This is a genomic window from uncultured Campylobacter sp., from assembly GCF_938045205.1.
Classification (GTDB): Bacteria; Campylobacterota; Campylobacteria; order Campylobacterales; family Campylobacteraceae; genus Campylobacter_B.
Map to the genome: position 1 here is coordinate 1 of NZ_CALIMY010000009.1, position 16,991 is coordinate 16,991.

The 16,991-nt window shown below is 45.1% G+C and carries 15 protein-coding genes; 6 read left to right on the forward strand and 9 right to left on the reverse strand.

Features of this window, described 5'->3' with window-relative positions:
• The 4 genes from Q0198_RS00460 to Q0198_RS00475 all read right to left on the reverse strand — a co-directional run.
• On the reverse strand, positions 1-384 hold a 384-nt coding region (locus tag Q0198_RS00460), incomplete at its 3' end, for an ATP-binding cassette domain-containing protein (RefSeq protein WP_297893759.1).
• A 43-nt stretch (positions 385-427) separates the two neighbouring features.
• On the reverse strand, positions 428-1,414 hold the full coding sequence (locus Q0198_RS00465) for a diaminopimelate dehydrogenase (protein WP_297893762.1): 987 nt from the start codon (positions 1,412-1,414) through the stop codon (positions 428-430).
• A 58-nt stretch (positions 1,415-1,472) separates the two neighbouring features.
• Positions 1,473-1,619 (reverse strand): hypothetical protein, encoded by a 147-nt coding sequence (locus tag Q0198_RS00470; RefSeq protein WP_297880516.1) that lies wholly within the window; start codon positions 1,617-1,619, stop codon positions 1,473-1,475.
• Positions 1,620-1,659: 40 nt separating this feature from the next.
• A complete protein-coding gene (locus Q0198_RS00475; protein ID WP_297893765.1) occupies positions 1,660-4,470 on the reverse strand; it encodes a valine--tRNA ligase in 2,811 nt (936 codons plus the stop codon).
• A 233-nt stretch (positions 4,471-4,703) separates the two neighbouring features.
• Here Q0198_RS00475 and Q0198_RS00480 point away from each other — a divergent pair, with 233 nt between their 5' ends.
• The 6 genes from Q0198_RS00480 to Q0198_RS00505 all read left to right on the forward strand — a co-directional run bounded on the left by Q0198_RS00480 (position 4,704) and on the right by Q0198_RS00505 (position 11,670).
• Positions 4,704-5,480: a MetQ/NlpA family ABC transporter substrate-binding protein gene (locus Q0198_RS00480; RefSeq protein WP_005870677.1), complete on the forward strand. Its 777-nt coding sequence runs from the start codon at positions 4,704-4,706 to the stop codon at positions 5,478-5,480.
• A gap of 115 nt (positions 5,481-5,595) precedes the next feature.
• Positions 5,596-6,420 (forward strand): peptidylprolyl isomerase, encoded by an 825-nt coding sequence (locus Q0198_RS00485; protein WP_297893769.1) that lies wholly within the window; start codon positions 5,596-5,598, stop codon positions 6,418-6,420.
• Positions 6,421-6,654: 234 nt separating this feature from the next.
• Positions 6,655-7,254, forward strand: coding sequence for a DedA family protein (locus tag Q0198_RS00490; RefSeq protein ID WP_297893772.1), 600 nt, complete (start codon positions 6,655-6,657; stop codon positions 7,252-7,254).
• A gap of 315 nt (positions 7,255-7,569) precedes the next feature.
• Complete coding sequence (locus Q0198_RS00495) at positions 7,570-8,976, forward strand: aspartate ammonia-lyase (protein WP_005870686.1); 1,407 nt, start codon at positions 7,570-7,572, stop codon at positions 8,974-8,976.
• 286 nt (positions 8,977-9,262) lie between these two features.
• Positions 9,263-10,750 carry an anaerobic C4-dicarboxylate transporter gene (locus Q0198_RS00500; RefSeq protein WP_297893776.1) on the forward strand — a complete coding sequence of 496 codons (1,488 nt, stop codon included), beginning with the start codon at positions 9,263-9,265 and terminating at the stop codon, positions 10,748-10,750.
• Positions 10,751-11,142: 392 nt separating this feature from the next.
• The gene (locus tag Q0198_RS00505) at positions 11,143-11,670 is read left to right on the forward strand and encodes an NAD(P)H-dependent oxidoreductase (RefSeq protein WP_297893778.1); all 528 of its coding nucleotides are present in this window, start codon (positions 11,143-11,145) and stop codon (positions 11,668-11,670) included.
• Between the two features lie 1,482 nt (positions 11,671-13,152).
• Here Q0198_RS00505 and Q0198_RS00510 read toward each other — a convergent pair.
• From Q0198_RS00510 to Q0198_RS00530, 5 genes are all read right to left on the reverse strand, one after another.
• The gene (locus tag Q0198_RS00510; protein ID WP_297893781.1) at positions 13,153-13,836 is read right to left on the reverse strand and encodes an SMI1/KNR4 family protein; all 684 of its coding nucleotides are present in this window, start codon (positions 13,834-13,836) and stop codon (positions 13,153-13,155) included.
• Positions 13,837-14,458: 622 nt separating this feature from the next.
• Positions 14,459-15,139, reverse strand: a complete 681-nt coding sequence (locus Q0198_RS00515) for a tyrosine-protein phosphatase (RefSeq protein ID WP_297893783.1) — start codon at positions 15,137-15,139, stop codon at positions 14,459-14,461.
• Positions 15,140-15,559: 420 nt separating this feature from the next.
• Positions 15,560-16,015, reverse strand: a complete 456-nt coding sequence (locus Q0198_RS00520; protein WP_297893786.1) for a DIP1984 family protein — start codon at positions 16,013-16,015, stop codon at positions 15,560-15,562.
• Between the two features lie 17 nt (positions 16,016-16,032).
• Positions 16,033-16,713: a DUF799 domain-containing protein gene (locus Q0198_RS00525; RefSeq protein ID WP_297893788.1), complete on the reverse strand. Its 681-nt coding sequence runs from the start codon at positions 16,711-16,713 to the stop codon at positions 16,033-16,035.
• A partial coding sequence (locus Q0198_RS00530) for a DUF4810 domain-containing protein (protein ID WP_297893790.1) occupies positions 16,710-16,991 on the reverse strand: 282 nt, incomplete at its 5' end. The genes Q0198_RS00530 and Q0198_RS00525, both read right to left, overlap by 4 nt.

A 16,991-nucleotide genomic window follows, 5' to 3' on the forward strand; every position in this document is an offset into this window, starting at 1 on the left:
ATCTGCAAGCCCCACGAGCTCCAAAAGCTCGGCGACGCGGCGCTTCGTGTGATCATTCGAATAGCCCCAAAATGCTAACGGCGTGGCGACGTTTTGCGCGACGCTGCGGCGGCTCATAAGCGCGAAGTACTGAAAAATCATACCGATATTTTTGCGCAACTCGCGGATCTGAGCGCCGCTTAGCTCTCTTACCTCCCTGCCCTCTACCTTAAGGCTTCCTTCTTGATAGTCCTCAAGACCGTTTATGCAGCGCAGCAGAGTGCTTTTACCCGCGCCGCTGCGACCGACGATGGCAAAAATTTCGCCCTGTTTCACCTCCAGGCTCACATCGTCGATCACGCAGGTTTTTCCGTAAAATTTCTTTAAATTTTCTATCTTTATCACTCAGATTTCCTCGTTCATAATTCCGCCGAAACGCCCCAGAAATTTATAAAATTTCGCGCCTTAGCTCATCTGCGCTCTTTGGCGAAAGAAGCGCCGGAGCGATGTCAAATACGCTAAATGCGCCGCGCTCGCCCCTTTGTGCCAGACGATACGCCGCGCGGGCGTAGGCTACGAGCACGCTTGCGGTAAATTCTGGATTTGAATCAAGCTTTAGCGAAAACTCGATCAAGTGCTTATTTTCGCCGCTCTCGCCAGTCGCTCCGCTTCGCAGAACAAATCCTCCGTGAGGGATGCCGCCGTGCTCTTTTTTAAGCGTCGCAATATCGATAAAATGCACGCTCGTGTCGTAGTCGGCGAAGTAGTTTGGCATCGTTTTTATCTCTTTTTCTATGCGCGCTTTATCGGTGCCGTCCTCGGCTACGACGTAGCACTCGCGCAGGTGCTTTTCGCGCGTGCTAAGTTTCGGGTTTTCGCCAGCGCGAACTCGTTCCAAGGCGCTTTCTATCGGCACGGTGTATTGGCGCGCATCCACGACGCCCTCGATTCTGCGGATAGCGTCGGAGTGGCCTTGGCTCACGCCTTTACCCCAAAACGTATAACTGCTGCCATTTTCTAGCACGCTCTCGCCAAATAGCCTATTTAGCGAAAACAGTCCCGGATCCCAGCCTACGGCGATGATACCAACTTTTCCGCCCGCTTTGGCGGCGGCGTCTACCGCGGCGAAGTGCTCAGGTATTTTTGCGTGCGTATCGAAGCTATCTACGACGTTAAAGCTCTGCGCAAACTCGGGCGTCTGCGTCGGCAGATCCGTCGCGCTACCGCCGCAAAGAACTAAAACGTCAAATTCGCCCTTGTGCGATAAAATTTCATCCGCGCTAAACACGGGCGCGCCGCACGTTTGCACGCTGCGCGGCTCGCGGCGAGAAAACACCGCCGAAAGCTGCAAATCCTTGCTATTTCGCGCGGCAAGCTCTACGCCGCGACCCAAATTTCCATATCCCAAAACCGCTATTTTTATTTTTTCGCTCATTTTTTATCCTTCAAATTTTAAAATTTAGCGCGTAAAACGGAGCGCCGCCGATGAAATTTTACCTCAGTAGGAAATAATAAATCACATATAACCAACTTAAAAATCCGTGAATTATCGCCCACATTATGCTTTTATTGACTCCCCATGATAGTGCGACGGCTATGACCGTGCCTAACGTAAATCCACCGATACTACCTTTTGACATATTTTTCTCCTTGATTTAAATTTAGACTCAAACGAGCGGACTACTCGCCAAACGCCTTTAGCTCGTCACATACTTTGGCAAATTTCTCCTGCGCGCTTTGCAGCCCTTCGCGGTTGGCTTCAACCACGGCTTGCGGGGCGGAGGCCACGAATTTCTCGTTATTTAGCATGCCTGAGAGCTTTTCGATCTCTTTTTGCAGCTTTGCTTTTTGCGCGTTAAGACGCGAAATCACGCCGCTAAGATCGACCCCTTCAAGCGGCACGAAAGTTTCTAGCCTCTCGCTTACGTCGCGGGCGGAATTTGCGATATTTTGCTGCGTAAATTCCACTTCATCGACCTTGGCAAGCGTTTTGATGTAGTCCGCGGCGGCGCTTAGATCGACTGCGGATTTGACGTAGGCTTTGGCTACGCGCGCATTGCCGAGCTCGATCGTCGCCTTTGCGCGGCGAATGCTAACGATCGCTTCGATAACGAGCGAAAATAGCTCCTCGATCCGCTCGTCGCGCTCGCCAGGATGTGGGTATCTCATCACCATGATGGAGCGCGCGTCTTGCAGCTTCGTGCCGCTTAGCTCCTGATACAGATACTCGCTTAGAAACGGCATAAACGGGCTTAGCAGCTTCATCGCTTCTTTAAAAATCATCCCCAGCTCGCCGATCGCGGCCTTGTCCGCCTTGCTAAGCTCGATGCCCCAATCGCAAAACTCGTCCCAAAAAAACTTATAAAGCTCGGTCGCAGCGTCGTTGAAGCGGTAAGTATCTAGGCTCTCGCGCACGGAATTTACGCAGCAGTTAAAGCGCGAAAGCATATATTTGCCGAGGCTCGTTTTGATCCGCGCCGCGTCCAAATCGTCAAATTTAGAGGCGTTTAAAAGCAAAAATTTGCTCGCGTTATAAAGCTTATTCGTAAAATTTCGATATATCAAAAGCTTATCGTCGCTAAGGCGCAGATCGCGCCCCTGCACGCACAAAATCGTAAGCGTAAAGCGCAAAATATCGGCGCTAAATTCATCGATTTTTAGCAGCGGATCGACTACGTTTTTGCTCGATTTACTCATCTTTTTGCCGTCTTTGTCCTTAACCAGAGCATGCAGGTAGATGTCGTGAAACGGCAGCTCTCCCATGGCGTTTTGGCACTGAAACATCATGCGCGCGACCCAGAAAAACAAAATGTCAAAGCCCGTAATCAGCATGGTATTTGGATAAAATTCGCTCAAATCCTCCTCAAACCACTTCTCGTTTTTCAGCGCCTCGCCGTTACCCCAGCCAAGCGTACTGATCGGCCAAAGACCGCTTGAAAACCACGTATCGAGCACGTCGGGATCTTGAGTAAAATTTTTGCCGCCGCATTTTGGGCAGACATCGGGGCTCTCTCGCTCTTCCGCCCACTGATGGCCGCAGTCGCAGTAAAACACGGGAATTCTATGCCCCCACCACAGCTGGCGGCTGATGCACCAGTCCTTCAGCTCGCGCATCCAGGCGTTGAAGCTATTGATCCAGTGCTTCGGGAAAAATTCCGCCTCGCCCGCATTTACTCTGGCGATCGCTTCTTTTGCGATATCCGCGCGGACGAACCACTGCTGCGAGATGTACGGCTCGACGACGTTTTTGCAGCGGTAGCAGTAGCCGACTTGATTTTCGTAATCCTCTATTTTTTCGATAAAACCCAGCCTCTCAAGCTCCGCTACGATCTGCTCGCGCGCGGCAAGCCGCTCTAGGCCTTGAAATTTGCCGCACTGCTCATTTAAAATTCCTTTTTCGTCAAATACCGTGATAAAGCCCAGCTCGTGGCGCTTGCCGACCTCGTAGTCGTTGGTATCGTGCGCGGGCGTGACCTTTACGGCGCCCGTTCCGAAGCTCATATCGACGTATTCGTCGGCGATGATCTCTATCTCGCGGCCAATTAGCGGCAGCACGACTTTTTTGCCGATTAAATTTTTATAGCGCTCGTCCGCAGGATTTACCATGACGGCGGTGTCGCCGAAGTAGGTTTCGGGGCGCGTCGTCGCGACAACAATGTAGTTGCGGCTCATCTCGCTCGAATCTTTGCAAGAGTTTGAATTTTGCTCGCTTGATGAACTATTTGTTCTATCTGCACTCGCAAAATTCTGCACAACCTGCAAATCTTCATCGCGATACTTTGCCTCGTCATTTTGAGTTAAATTTGAAAAAGAATTCTTATTTAAATTTGACGCTCGGCATCCGTTTAAATTTGATAAATTTTGTCCGTCCGCGAAGTAATAGCGCAAATGATAAAGCTTGCCCTTGTTTTCCTTGTGCTCGACCTCTACGTCGCTTAGTGCGCCGTCGTGCGTGCACCAGTTTACCATGTAGTTTCCGCGCACGATGAGCCCCGCGTCATATAAGTTTACGAAGGCTTTGCGCACGGCGTTTTTAAGCCCTTCATCCATCGTAAATCGCTGTCTGCTCCACGCAGGCGTGACGCCAAGGCGCTTCATCTGCTTTACGATCTGCCCGCCGCTTTGCTCCTTCCAGTGCCAAACGTGCTTTAAAAACTCCTCGCGCCCTATCTCTTCTTTTTTGATCCCTTGCGCCAAAAGCTCTCGCTCGACGACGTTTTGCGTCGCGATACCTGCGTGATCAAGCCCCGGCTGCCACAGCGTTTTGTAACCGTCCATTCGCTTGTATCGCGTCATTATGTCTTGTAGAGTAAAAGTGAGCGAATGCCCTATATGAAGCACTCCGGTGACGTTGGGAGGGGGCATCATAATGCAAAAGTTTTTGCCTTTTTGCTGGATATCTTTATTTCCATCGATCTCAAAGTAGCCGCGCTGCTCCCAAATTTTATAAAAGCTCTCCTCTACGGCTTTCGCGTCGTAAAAATCTGCCATTTTCAGCCCTTTTTTAAAATTTTAAATTTTGCGATTTTAGCGGAATTTATGTAAAGCGCTCATTAAAGCGTGCCAATTCTGCATTATACAATAAAATGTAGTATTTAAATATATATAAAAATATCGAATTTTAGAATATTTTAGATAAAATTTTAAAAAATCATATAAAAACACTTGACATTAAAAATTCTACCTGCTATAATACCGCGAAATTTTAACCAAAAGGATTAAATATGAAGAAATTTCTTCTCGCTTCGCTTCTTAGCGCCAGCGTCGTCAGCTTCGCTCTTGCCGAAAAAATCGTAGTCGCCGCTACTCCGATACCGCATGCCGAAATTTTAGAGCAGATCAAGCCTGATCTAAAAGCCCAAGGCTACGATCTTGAGGTCAAGGTTTTCAATGACTACGTAACCCCAAACCTCGCTACCGATAGCGGCGACGTAGATGCCGGATTTTTCCAGCACGTGCCGTATATGGAGGAATTTAACGCTAATAAAGGCACAAAGTTAAAAGCGACCGTGGGCGTGCATTTAGAGCCGATGGGCATCTACAGCCATAAGATTAAAAATTTAAAAGATCTTAAAAACGGCGCCAAAGTTGCCGTGCCAAACGATCCGACCAACGAAAGTCGTGCTCTTGATCTGCTCGTAGCCGCGGGGCTCATCGAAGTTGATCAAAACGCCAAGCTTCGCACGCCGTTAGATGTCACGAAAAATCCTAAAAATTTAGAAATTTTAGAGCTTGAAGGCGCCGCGCTTCCACGCACCCTGGGCGATGTAGATATTGCGGTTATCAACTCAAATTTTGCCTTTAACGCAAATTTAAACCCGATCAAAGATTCGCTATTTTTAGAAAAGGCTGAGGGCAACCCTTACACAAATGTCATTAGCGTTAAAGAAGGCAACGAAAACAGCCCTAAAATCAAGGCGCTAGATAAAGCGATTCAAAGCGAGAAAGTGAAAAAGTTTATCGAGACGCAATATAAAGGCGCAATCATTCCATCGTTTTAACTCCTCCTCTTTTTAAAATTCGGCGCAGGATTCGCGCCGAATTTGCTGACATTCGCTATTTTATTTACTATCTTTTTTTATAATTGCGCGAAATTTACCGAATAAAGGAAAAATAATGAAAAGAATTTTATCTTTCAGCTTTGTTGCCACTATGGCTATATCTTCGCTTAATGCAGGCGTTTTGGCTACTGCAAAAGACGCGAATATCACTATTACGGATGAGGATGTTGCACCGTTTTTGGCTCAAGGTATGCAGCACGGCGGACAGGAACCAACCGCCGATGAGAAGAAAAAACTAATCGACGATCTGATCAAATACAAACTTCTAATCGCAGAGGCGAAAAAATCAGGTATTGAAAACAGCGACGAATATAAACATCAGCTAGAGCTTGCTAAAGATGGCATCGCATTTAATCTATGGCAACGCGAACAGGCTAAAGACGTAAGCGTCAGCGACGAGGAAGCTAAAAAAATTTATGATGAAAATAAACAGAATTTCATGCAACCAGATTCCGTTACCGCAAGTCATATCTTAGTAGCAGACGAAAAGGCTGCTAAAAACGCGATTGCGAAGCTATCAAAAGTCAAAAAAGAGAATTTAAAAGAGGAATTTAATAAGCTAGCCAAAGAAATTTCAATCGATCCAAGTGCGAAAGAAAACGGTGGCGATTTAGGCTCTTTTGGCAAAGGGATGATGGTGCCGGAGTTTGAAAAAGCAGCGTTTGCACTAAAAGATGGTGAGATGAGCAAAACGCCGGTAAAGACACAATTCGGATATCATGTAATCTACAAAGAAAGCAGCAAAAAAGCCGAGACTATGCCGTTTGAAAAGGTAAAAGATCTCATCAAAAATCAGCTACTTCCAAGCAAAGTAAACAAAAAAATCGATGACAAGGCTAATGAGCTATTCGGCAAACTAAACATCGAATACGCAAAATAGTTTTAATTTTAAGGCGCGAGGCTATTAAATTTATATGCAAGTTCGCTGCAGCGGCAACTTGCAGGGATAAAATTTAGCCCGCGCCTTTATTTTATATACGCTAAATTTTGTGAAATTTTAAGATCACTCTTATATCGTCGGATTGTTAAATTCTAAATTTATTCGCTCTGCCGATGTTAAATTTTGCGGAATTTTAAGCGCAGCCGGTTTTTTACATTAAATCAAGGAATTCAAATGCTTTCTAATATCGTAAATTTTATCGTAGAATTTGTCGCGGGTTGGGGATACCTTGGCATTTTTGTGATGATGTTTTTAGAAAGCAGCTTCTTTCCTTTCCCAAGTGAAGTCGTGATGATCCCTGCGGGTTATCTGGCCTCAAAATCGCAGATGAGCTTTGTTATAGCATTTGTTTGTGGGCTTGGCGGCAGCATCACCGGCGCGCTGTTTAATTACTATCTATGCTACTTTTTTGGACGTAAGATTATCGCTAAATACGGCAAATACGTAGGTATCACCGAGGAGAAATTTGTAAAATTTGAAGCGTTTTTTAACTGCCATGGCGAAATTTCAACGTTTAACTGCCGCCTAATCCCAGGTATTCGTCAATACATCAGCCTTCCTGCGGGCCTTGCAAAGATGAATGTCGCACGCTTCGTGCTATTTACTGGGCTTGGGGCTGCGATTTGGACATTAATACTTATGAGCTTGGGATATTTCATCGGCGAAAACGAGGAGCTAATCAAGCAAGATCTGCATCTAATTACGATCGCTCTGTTCGCTGTCGTCATTATAATCTCGCTCCTATATATTTATTTTATAAAACGCAAAAAATAGCTCCATGCTAGTAAATATAAATACAATGAAAAATTCCATTTTAACGCCTTTAACTTCAAATTTTTCAAATTATAATTTAAGCTAAACAAGAATTTTTATAATTTCACTTTCATAATCTGCGTGCAATACGATATTTCTATTAAAGTGTAATTATGCCTTAGTAGCGAATTCCAAAATATTTTTTAAGTAAAATTCTATTTAAAGCCTTAAACAATCACACTAATTTCTAAATTTTAATTTTTCGTTACGTTTTAAGCTGCTTTTAATACTAAAAGCTTTAAAATTCCATTAACAATTTCAACGAAAGGACTTATTATGGCAAAGACCAGAAAAGAACACGATTTCATCGGGGAATTAGAAATTTCCGACGATTTTTACTACGGTGTGCAAACATTTAGGGCACTAGAGAACTTCCATCTAAGCGGACGAGCGCTCAAAGACTATCCGTTTTTTATCAAAGCATTTGCACAAATCAAAAAAGCAGCTGCGCTAGCCAATAAAGAGGTCGGCGTCCTAGACGCACAAAAAGCCGATGCGATTGCAAAAGCTTGCGACAGGCTCATCGCAGGAGAGTTCAGAGATCAATTCGTAGTCGATATGATCCAAGGCGGCGCCGGAACTTCAACGAATATGAATACCAACGAGGTCATTACTAATATAGCTTTGGAGAGCATGGGACATAAAAAGGGTGAATACCAATACCTCCATCCAAACGACCACACAAATTTGGGTCAAAGCACCAACGATACCTACCCTAGCTCGATCAAAGTCGCCGCTTACGCCAAGCTAACCGATCTACTAAAAGCTATGGAAAATTTGAAAAAAGAGCTTGAAGTTAAAGCCAAAGAATACAAAGATGTCATCAAAATGGGAAGGACGGAGCTTGAGGATGCCGTTCCTACTACTCTTGGAAACACTTTCAACGCTTTTGCTACCTACATCAAAACCGATATCGCACTTATCAAAGCTGCTAGAGAGTCGATGACTTACCTAAATATGGGCGCTACGGCGATCGGCACAGGTATCAACTGCCACCCTGATTACAAAAACGTAGTCGAGAAAAAACTGGGTGAAATCACCGGCGTTAAATTTAAAGCTGCAGAGGATTTCATCGCCGCTACACAAGACACCGCCGATTTCGTTCACGTTAGCGGCGCGTTAAAAACAGCAGCCGTCCGCCTAAGCAAAATCGCAAACGACCTACGTCTTATGAACTCCGGTCCTAGATGCGGCCTGGGCGAAATCGAGCTTCCTAAGATGCAACCGGGCAGTTCCATCATGCCTGGAAAAGTAAATCCGGTCATCGCCGAGGTCGTAGGCGAGGCTTGCTACGAGGTTATAGGCAACGATGTTACGATTATGCTTTGCTCCGAGCGCGGAGAATTTGAGCTAAATGCGTTTGAGCCTGGCATCGCATATGCGTTATTTAACTCGATCGTGCTTTTGGAAAATGCGATGAATACGCTAGCCGAAAAAGCTATCAAACATCTAAAAGCAAACCCTGAAGCTTGCCTAAAATCGGTGTTAAATTCCGTCGGTATCGTTACAGCGTTTAATCCTTACATCGGTTACGAAAAATCCGCAAGTATCGCCAAAGAGGCACTTCAGACCGGAAAATCCGTCGGTGAAATCTGCCTAGAGCGCGGATATTTGAAAAAAGAGGAGATCGATAAGATCCTAGAGCCTAAATCTATGCTCAACCCACATATGAGCAAAAAATAGTTCCAAACTAGGTGCGGCGCGGAATTTCGTCGGTTAATTTAATAGGCGAAATTCCGCAAAGTAGAATTCTAAATAGATAAGATTGATCGTGCAGAATTCCGTAGATGCAGAATTTCATCAAGTTAGATTTAGCTTCCGTGGAGTAAAATTCCACTTGCGAAATTTTAGGATAAAATTCCGCATAGAATTCCGACCACTGAATTATAAAGATAATTCGGATTTTACCTGCTGAAATCTTTAGAATTCTGCGCGCCGTTAAAAAAATTACTTTATAAGGAGTTTTGCAATGGACATTTCATTGATATTGCAATTGATCGTACTCTTCGGTGCGATATTTTTGGGTGTTAGACTAGGTGGTATGGCTATAGGCTATGCAGGCGGTCTTGGCGTCGTCATTCTTACGTTGGGGCTTGGTCTAAAAGCAGGCAGTATACCATGGGACGTCATTTTAATCATTATGTCTGTTATCGCCGCTATTACGGCTATGCAAGTAGCAGGAGGACTCGATTATTTGGTACAAATAGCCGAAGGAATACTAAGAAAACACCCAAAATATATAAATTTCTTAGCTCCGATAGTTACATATTTGCTTACGGTATTTGCAGGGACGGGACATACGGCGTTTTCTATGATACCTGTCATTACAGAGGTAGCAAAGACTCAAAATATTAAGCCTAGTGCACCTCTTAGTATAGCCGTCGTCGCTAGCCAGATAGCCATTACTGCTAGCCCCGTTTCAGCGGCGGTTGTATTTATGGCAGGCGAGCATGCTTTAGGCGGATTAGGCATTAGCTATCCATTATTACTTGCTATTTGGATACCTACGACCTTTATCGGTTGTATGCTTACGGCTCTTGTTATAAATTTATTTTATAATCTCGATCTAAGTAGCGACCCAGAATATCAAAGAAGGCTTAAAGAGGGCTTGATAAAAGAGGTTAAAACGGAAGAAAATAAAGAACTTCCTGCAGGAGCCAAAAGATCGGTATTGATATTTTTGATCGGTGTTATCGCCGTCGTTTTATACGCTACGGCTATTAGCAAAAATGTAGGCTGGATAAAACCAAGTTACGTGACAGGCTACGAAAAAATCTATGAAAGCAAAGATCCCGATAAATTTAACGAACTAGTCGCAAAAAACATAAAAGTCAAAACCGACTCAACTACCAATGTAAAATACGTAGAAAATACCGATAAACCTACTAAAGTATTAGTGCTAACTAGAGATAACGCTATTATGAGTTTCATGTTAGTCATCGCTACTCTAATAACGGTAAGTTGTGGCGTCAAAGTCGATAAGCTATTTAATACCGCCACGTTTAAAAGTGGTATGACGGCGTGCGTATGCGTACTCGGCGTAGCGTGGCTAGGTGATACTTTTGTGGTAAATCATACCGATGCTATCAAAAATTTTGCTGGTGATTTTGTCAAAGACTATCCATTTATGCTAGCTATAGCGTTATTTTTTGCGAGTATGCTTCTTTACTCTCAAGCCGCTACTGCAAAAGCGCTTATACCTACGGTTATTGCTGCGCTTGGACTAACTGCTACAAATAACGGAGACGCATATATCTTAGTCGCATCGTTCGCTGCAGTTTCCGCACTATTCGTGCTTCCTACGTATCCGACCTTACTTGGAGCTGTTCAGATGGATGATACCGGAACTACTAGGATAGGTAAATATATATTCAACCACTCCTTTTTCCTACCAGGTGTTTTAGCTATAGCGTTTTCAGTAGCGCTCGGCTTTCTAATAGCACCGATTTTATTGTAAAATTTAGCCGAGACTCGCTCTCGGCTTTATTAATTCGCTTAAGACTTAAACACTAATATTGAAATTTACCTAAAAGCAATGACGCAAATATCCCATCCAGAGTATCTACTTAAACTTAAATTTTGTTGATAAGTAAAGTCTCGCATAGACCAAATTTTATCCCTATTGTCACTCCAATATGGCTAAGGTCAAAATCTACTTATAAATTTAAATGAAATCTCGCAGATAAAATTTATGTAAAAAATTTAATTCTGATAAAATTTTACGATTACAAAGCTTATCGCATTTCGTATATAAATTTTAGATCCTTCATAATATAAGTATCTGAATAGTAAATCAAAATTTCAGCCAAAAAAACATATAATGTAAGAAATTTAAAACAAGGATAAAATATGAAAAACCTCATCATCATCGCTCATCCAGATATGGCAAGTTCACACGCAAACAAGGCGTGGCGCGAGGTAGCCAAAAAGCAAGCGGATAAATTTGATATTCACGAAATTTACGCTGCTTATCCGAACGGCAAAATCGATGTTGCGCGCGAGCAGGAGTTACTTTTAAGCCACGATAAAATTATCATTCAGTTTCCACTTTATTGGTACAGCTATCCGCCGCTTTTAAAGCAATGGTTCGACGATGTATTTGCCTACGGCTGGGCTTACGGCAGCACCGGCGGCAGGCTGAAAGGCAAAGAATTCGCCCTAGCGATCACTATAGGCGACGAGCAAAACAATTATAAAAAAGACGGCACGATCGGATTTGGCATAGAAGAAGTTATCACGCCTTTTAAATGCGCGATGAATTTTACGGGTGCTAAACTGCTGCCGTGCCACTTTGGCTATGGATTTTCATTTCATCCAGATAGCGAATATATCACAAAAAGTGCAGAAAAATACGAAGAATTTTTAGCAAAATTTTAAAATTTACAAAGGCAAAATCGCATTTTAGTCGCGAAATTTTATTTTAAAAAGTGGCGGATGAAGATCGTCTCGTTTCATCCGTACTGCTTGGCACGCTTCTTGGATCGCTATTTTTGCGTTGCACACGCAGCCTGCTGAATAATCCCCCACCCTTTTGATCGTAAAATTTTATTCCCTTCTCCTCTCCCCCTAAATGGGCAAAGTTTACGTTAAAAATTTATACGAAATTTTTCTGTATGAAGCATGCTTTAGTGCAGCCATATAAAATCAATGAGCGTAGAATTTTACCTAAAAATTTGCACCCGCTCGCAATAATACTCGTCTTAAATTTCCACAAGGCGCTAAAAAACTATGCATGCCCCGTCGTAGCTACTGCTTCAAACTCTCCGTTAAAATTATATTAAACTCGTAAAGTCGTGCGTTCACTATACGCTACCGGGCTTGTATTGCACTCACCAAGCTCATCCTCATCAATGCTAAAACAGCATTAATCATATTGCTAGAAAGCGTGTCAGCTGGCAGGTATAAAAGAGAGCTACTGCGAAAGTGGTGCAAAATAAGATACCTCCGCGCCGAGCTGCTTAGCGCTTGCTACTCTGCGCGTGTAAAACCCAAGATCCAAAAAGAGATTTAAAGTAAAGTAGCGCCTGCCACCCTGCGCGCGTGCAAATAGCTTAAAGCTGCCAAAAGTTTGCGCTCACTTCGCCACTGAGCGCAATTTGCCTATTGCGCGGCTATTAATACTTTCAGATTTTAACTTGTTCGCTTTTACTTTTCGTCTTTTAAATGCCCGCATGCAGCTAGCTGCAAAGACGTATTTGCTGGATATGCCTGTAGCTCGCCCCCCTCATGCCCTTGATAAAAATCCGCCGTAATTTATGCGGATATTTGACAGCAGGATCGTTTGGATGCGATCTTTCATACGAAGCCTAAAAACGCTACGCCGATACTGATGCGCACCATTTTTTGCTCTGCGCGCGCTGCCTGCACACGCTGCCATTGCAATTTTCTCTGATACGACATTTAAATACAACCTATCGCCAAAACTACCGAAAAGCTTTTAGCCTTGTTTTTTCTGCTTTAGAATTTAGTCTCAATAGTTCTTTGCTAAACCGACAGAACCTCCATGTGTTTGATATATCATCAGCTCATCCACGCGGAATTTAGCTAAATTTTATTTGGATTCCTAAAGACATAGCAACTTACATCGCACCCGTATTTCAGATCACTACGAAATTTCTCCGTTACATTGTAAAAGAGTTAAATTCTATCGAGCAAATTTATTAAAAATTTTAAGAGCAGTAGAAGTAGTAATAGATGATTAATGCTTTTATATATGGATACCGCCGCCAAATTTTAATCAAAAGATATCCATTAAATTTACGCTCTTTAAATTAGTCAGCAAAAGCTTAAATTTCAAGGTTTCTTGCGAAAATAAAGCCCACAACGCTTCATCAAGAGTCGCAAAAGCCGCTTTAAATTTTACTCTGCGACGTGATTTACCCAGATCAAAAACTCGTCGCTCGGCTTCTCGTCGTCCATATGCGCGGGCGTGACGAGTTCAAGCGCAGTTTGCGGGATCGTCGTTTTAAACGCGTCCTTGAGCCACTTCTGAAATTTTACGTTTGGATGCACGAAAAAATCGTCCTCCTCGCTGTTTGGCGGCGCGCTAAAATCCTCATCCCAGCAGATCTCATCGTAACCGATCGCGAGCAATCGCAAAAAATCTAGCCCGCTATGAGCCAAAACGCAGGTCATGGTCGAACCCGAGCCGGAGCCCATATGCACGATCTTCGTCTCGCCCGCATCGTCCAGCCACAGCGCGCACATCGAGCCCTCCGAGCCGCTGCCTGCGAACACGCAAAGCCTCTGCTTGATCTCCGCGGCAAGCTCGCGATCCTCGCCGTAAAACCAATACCCTAGCTCCTCGTCGCGATTTTTCGGCTCATCCGTGAAAAATACGATGTCCGTGCCGCCCTCGCGCTCATCGTCGCTCCAGCTCTGCTGCAGCCGATCCTGCGGGTAGAGATAGCCGCGTCTGCACCCGCCTGCGTCGTCATAAAAGCCATTCGCCTCGATCCACGCATAAAGCGACTCAAGCTCGCTTGGCACGCGCATGCCCTGCGGTAGCGCCTCGCGCAGCTGCGCTAGTAATAAATTTTCCACAATCGCTCCTTTTGCTGAATTTATCCTTCAAATTTTACTTTATTTCGGCTAAATTTACGGATATTTTGTCTGATATTTGCGGACGTTTAACGCGCTCAGTCGCCGCAAGCGCAAATCGGGCTCTTAAAATTTAGCCGATTTTGGTTGTGATACACGCGCGGCGGCGTGAACGCATATTTGAAAAAGAGTATGAGAATTTTCAGTAGAAAAATGCGTAAAATTTTACGACTTAAATTTTACTATTTTAAGGTCCCTTTGTTTTTTTGTAAAAATTTACGGTTTTAAATTTAGCTCGCCGCAAAGAGTAAAATTTTAGCGATACCTATAAATTTAAAATTTCCCGCGTCTTTTGCTTACATGCCTCAAATTTTTGCTCAAATTCCGCGCGTCTTTGCAGCTCGTTTTTCGCCCCTATTTTGGTGTATCCCGAGTTCGCACTAGGAAAATATAGCCCGTATTCTAAAATTTCGTTATAAGCTCTATTTTGCCGTTTTTAAATTTAGCGCGTTCAAAACCAAACTCACCAATGTGGCGCCGCTATCAAATTTAGATTTTTGAAACAACGTTAAATTTGTAAATTTCGCCGCCGTTTGAGCGAGCGGACGGGAAAATAGAATTTCGTCTAAATTCCAAGCTCGGCTCTTACGAGCGCTTCGTTTTGCGGCGTCAAAAAGCCCGCGATATCCTGCCACATCGAGTGAAAGCCGTATCCGCCGTCTATCATCTCGCTGCGCGCGGCATCCAGGCTCCAACCTTGATAGATCACGCGGTACATCGCCACCACAAGCCCCGTGCGATCGGCTCCGTGATAGCAGTGCACGAGCACGGCGCCCTCCTTTTGGCGCTCGCGAATGGTGCGCAAGACGTCCGCGATCTGCGCGGGCTTTATCTCCCAGCTTTGAAGCGGCTTGTTCGGGAGCCAAAATTGATCTCCCAACGCCCTTTTGTCGCCGCCTCTGCTAAAATGGCGCAGATTTACGATGCTTTTTATGCCAAGCTCGTGCAGCTTTGCGGCGTAGCTTCCGTCAAGCTGAGCGCTGCGAAACAGCAGCTCGTCCACGCGGTAGAAATTTTTCGCTTCGTCGATGAGGGTTACTTTTTGCGATGAGTTTGTGCTGTGCGCCGCGGTATCTGCGTTTTTAAAATGCGCGTTTTGAAATTTGGCGTCTTTTGCGTCCGCGAGATTTTGTTCCGCGCCGCTCGTTTCTTTAAAATTTATGGAATTCGCTTCTGTCGCGAGCTCCGCATTTACGCCTGTCGCAAAGCAAAACGCGACCGCTAATGCAAGGGTTTTAAATTTCAAATTTCATCCTTTAAATTTGGCTAAATTTTATGATTTTTTGTAAAATTTGACATTCAGCGGTCAAAATGCAAAACGTAAGCGCGCCTTAATTTAACGCAAAATTTGAGCGTCAAACCCATCCAAATCGCCGCCAAATTTTGCCGTGAGCCCGCAAGCCGCGCCGTTAAAATCAAAATTTCGTTTCAAATTTCCCCGTTCCCGCCCTCGGTATCGCTAGATCAGTACGCGGTAGTTACATTGCGTAGTTACATTGCCCTTGTAAATTTACTGAAAATAAATCGTAAAAGGGGTGCGCCCGTTTCCGCGAGCGCTGCCATAAACCTGCTTCACAGGTGAGTTTCGTACTCGCCTCTTGCGATACTTACCCGAAATTTTAATTTTCGCGAAATTCTTTCAAATTTCGCCGCTAAATTTGACGCTTTAGTTGGTCAGCTCGGTCTGCCAGTTCGCGCCTTGCAGCGTCGTATCAAGCTGCCTGATCTGCTTGGCCATCTCGTCCGCTTGCTTTTGCAGCGCCGCGACGTCGACCGTGCTTAAAATTTTAATCTCGCTACGCGAATAAATTTCCACTTTTTGCGCGGAAGCTTGCGCGGAAGCCCGCAGCGCGCCCGCTTTTAGCGTGAGTACGTCGCGCTTGGCGATTAGCTCGGTTAGGCTCTTGCCGTCCGCTTTTGCGGTGCAGTTGGTTAAATTTATCCGAACGATTAGCCGCTCAAGCTCGCCTGTAAGCGCGTCTAGCTCGGCTAATAGCGCCTTTGGCTCTTCGCTGGGTTTATCGCCCTCTTGCACCTTCGCGTTGTCCGCGAGCCTTGATTTTAGCTGCTCAATGCGTTTTTGTATATCAGCGCGCAGTATCAGCGCCTCGGCCAGTTTCATTTTCGTCCTTTTTAAAATTATTTGCCGCCGCCAAGCTGCCTATCCTGGCCATAGTGCGGCGAATACGGGCCGTAAAGCAAGCAGTTGTTGCAGTTTTGGCCCAGCAGCATCACATCTGCGCTCGCAGAGAGCTTGTATCCCGCGTCAGAGACGGTATCGCCGATCTGCTTGACGACCGCGGAGATCAGCATGCCTACAAGATCGCTACTACCTCTGCTTGAGTCGTCGCTTACCTGCGCCGAGCCCTCCCAGAGCGTCGCGCCGCTTCGCAGATCCACGAGCTTGGCATTGACCGCCACGACGCTTACGCTATTTAGCAGCATATACGAAGTGCCATATTTGACGACGTCCATGTATAGCACGGCATCTGCGCCGAAAATTTGCCTTAGCTTGTGCGCGGAGACGTTTTGGATCTCGCTCGCTTCGTAAATTCCGTTATTTTTGAAGGTCTCATGCACGAGCGCGGGCGAAAATACATAATACCCCGCTTCGCTTAGCGGATAGATCGCATGAGCAAGCACGGCAGCGCCTGCATCCACTTCGGTAGTTTCGTTGCTCGGCATCAGCACCAAAATCGATCGCGGCTTAGCCTGCTGAAGCGCCGAGTAATCGTAAATTTCAGGCTCGCTTAGAGCGCACGCGTTAAAAAACAGCGCCACGAATACGCTAAAAATCGCTATTTGAGCTTTATTTTTCATTTTTTAGCCTTTTTATTCGTTTTGCCGCCCTGCTTCGCGGCAGCTTTGCCTTGCTTCGCAGAGACCGCTTTGGTGGCTTCGCGTCCGCTTGATCCTTGAGCTTTATCAGCGCCGGACTTGGCCGCAGCCTCCGCTTTTTTAAGCGCGGCGGGGTTTGTAACGAAGGTCAAAAACGGCTTTGATTCAGGGAAAGCCTGAGCTTCTTTTTCAAAGTTCTCTCTCGCCCTCGCGCCGTTACCCGCGCTTAGATACAAAAGCCCCAGATGCGAATAAAGCCC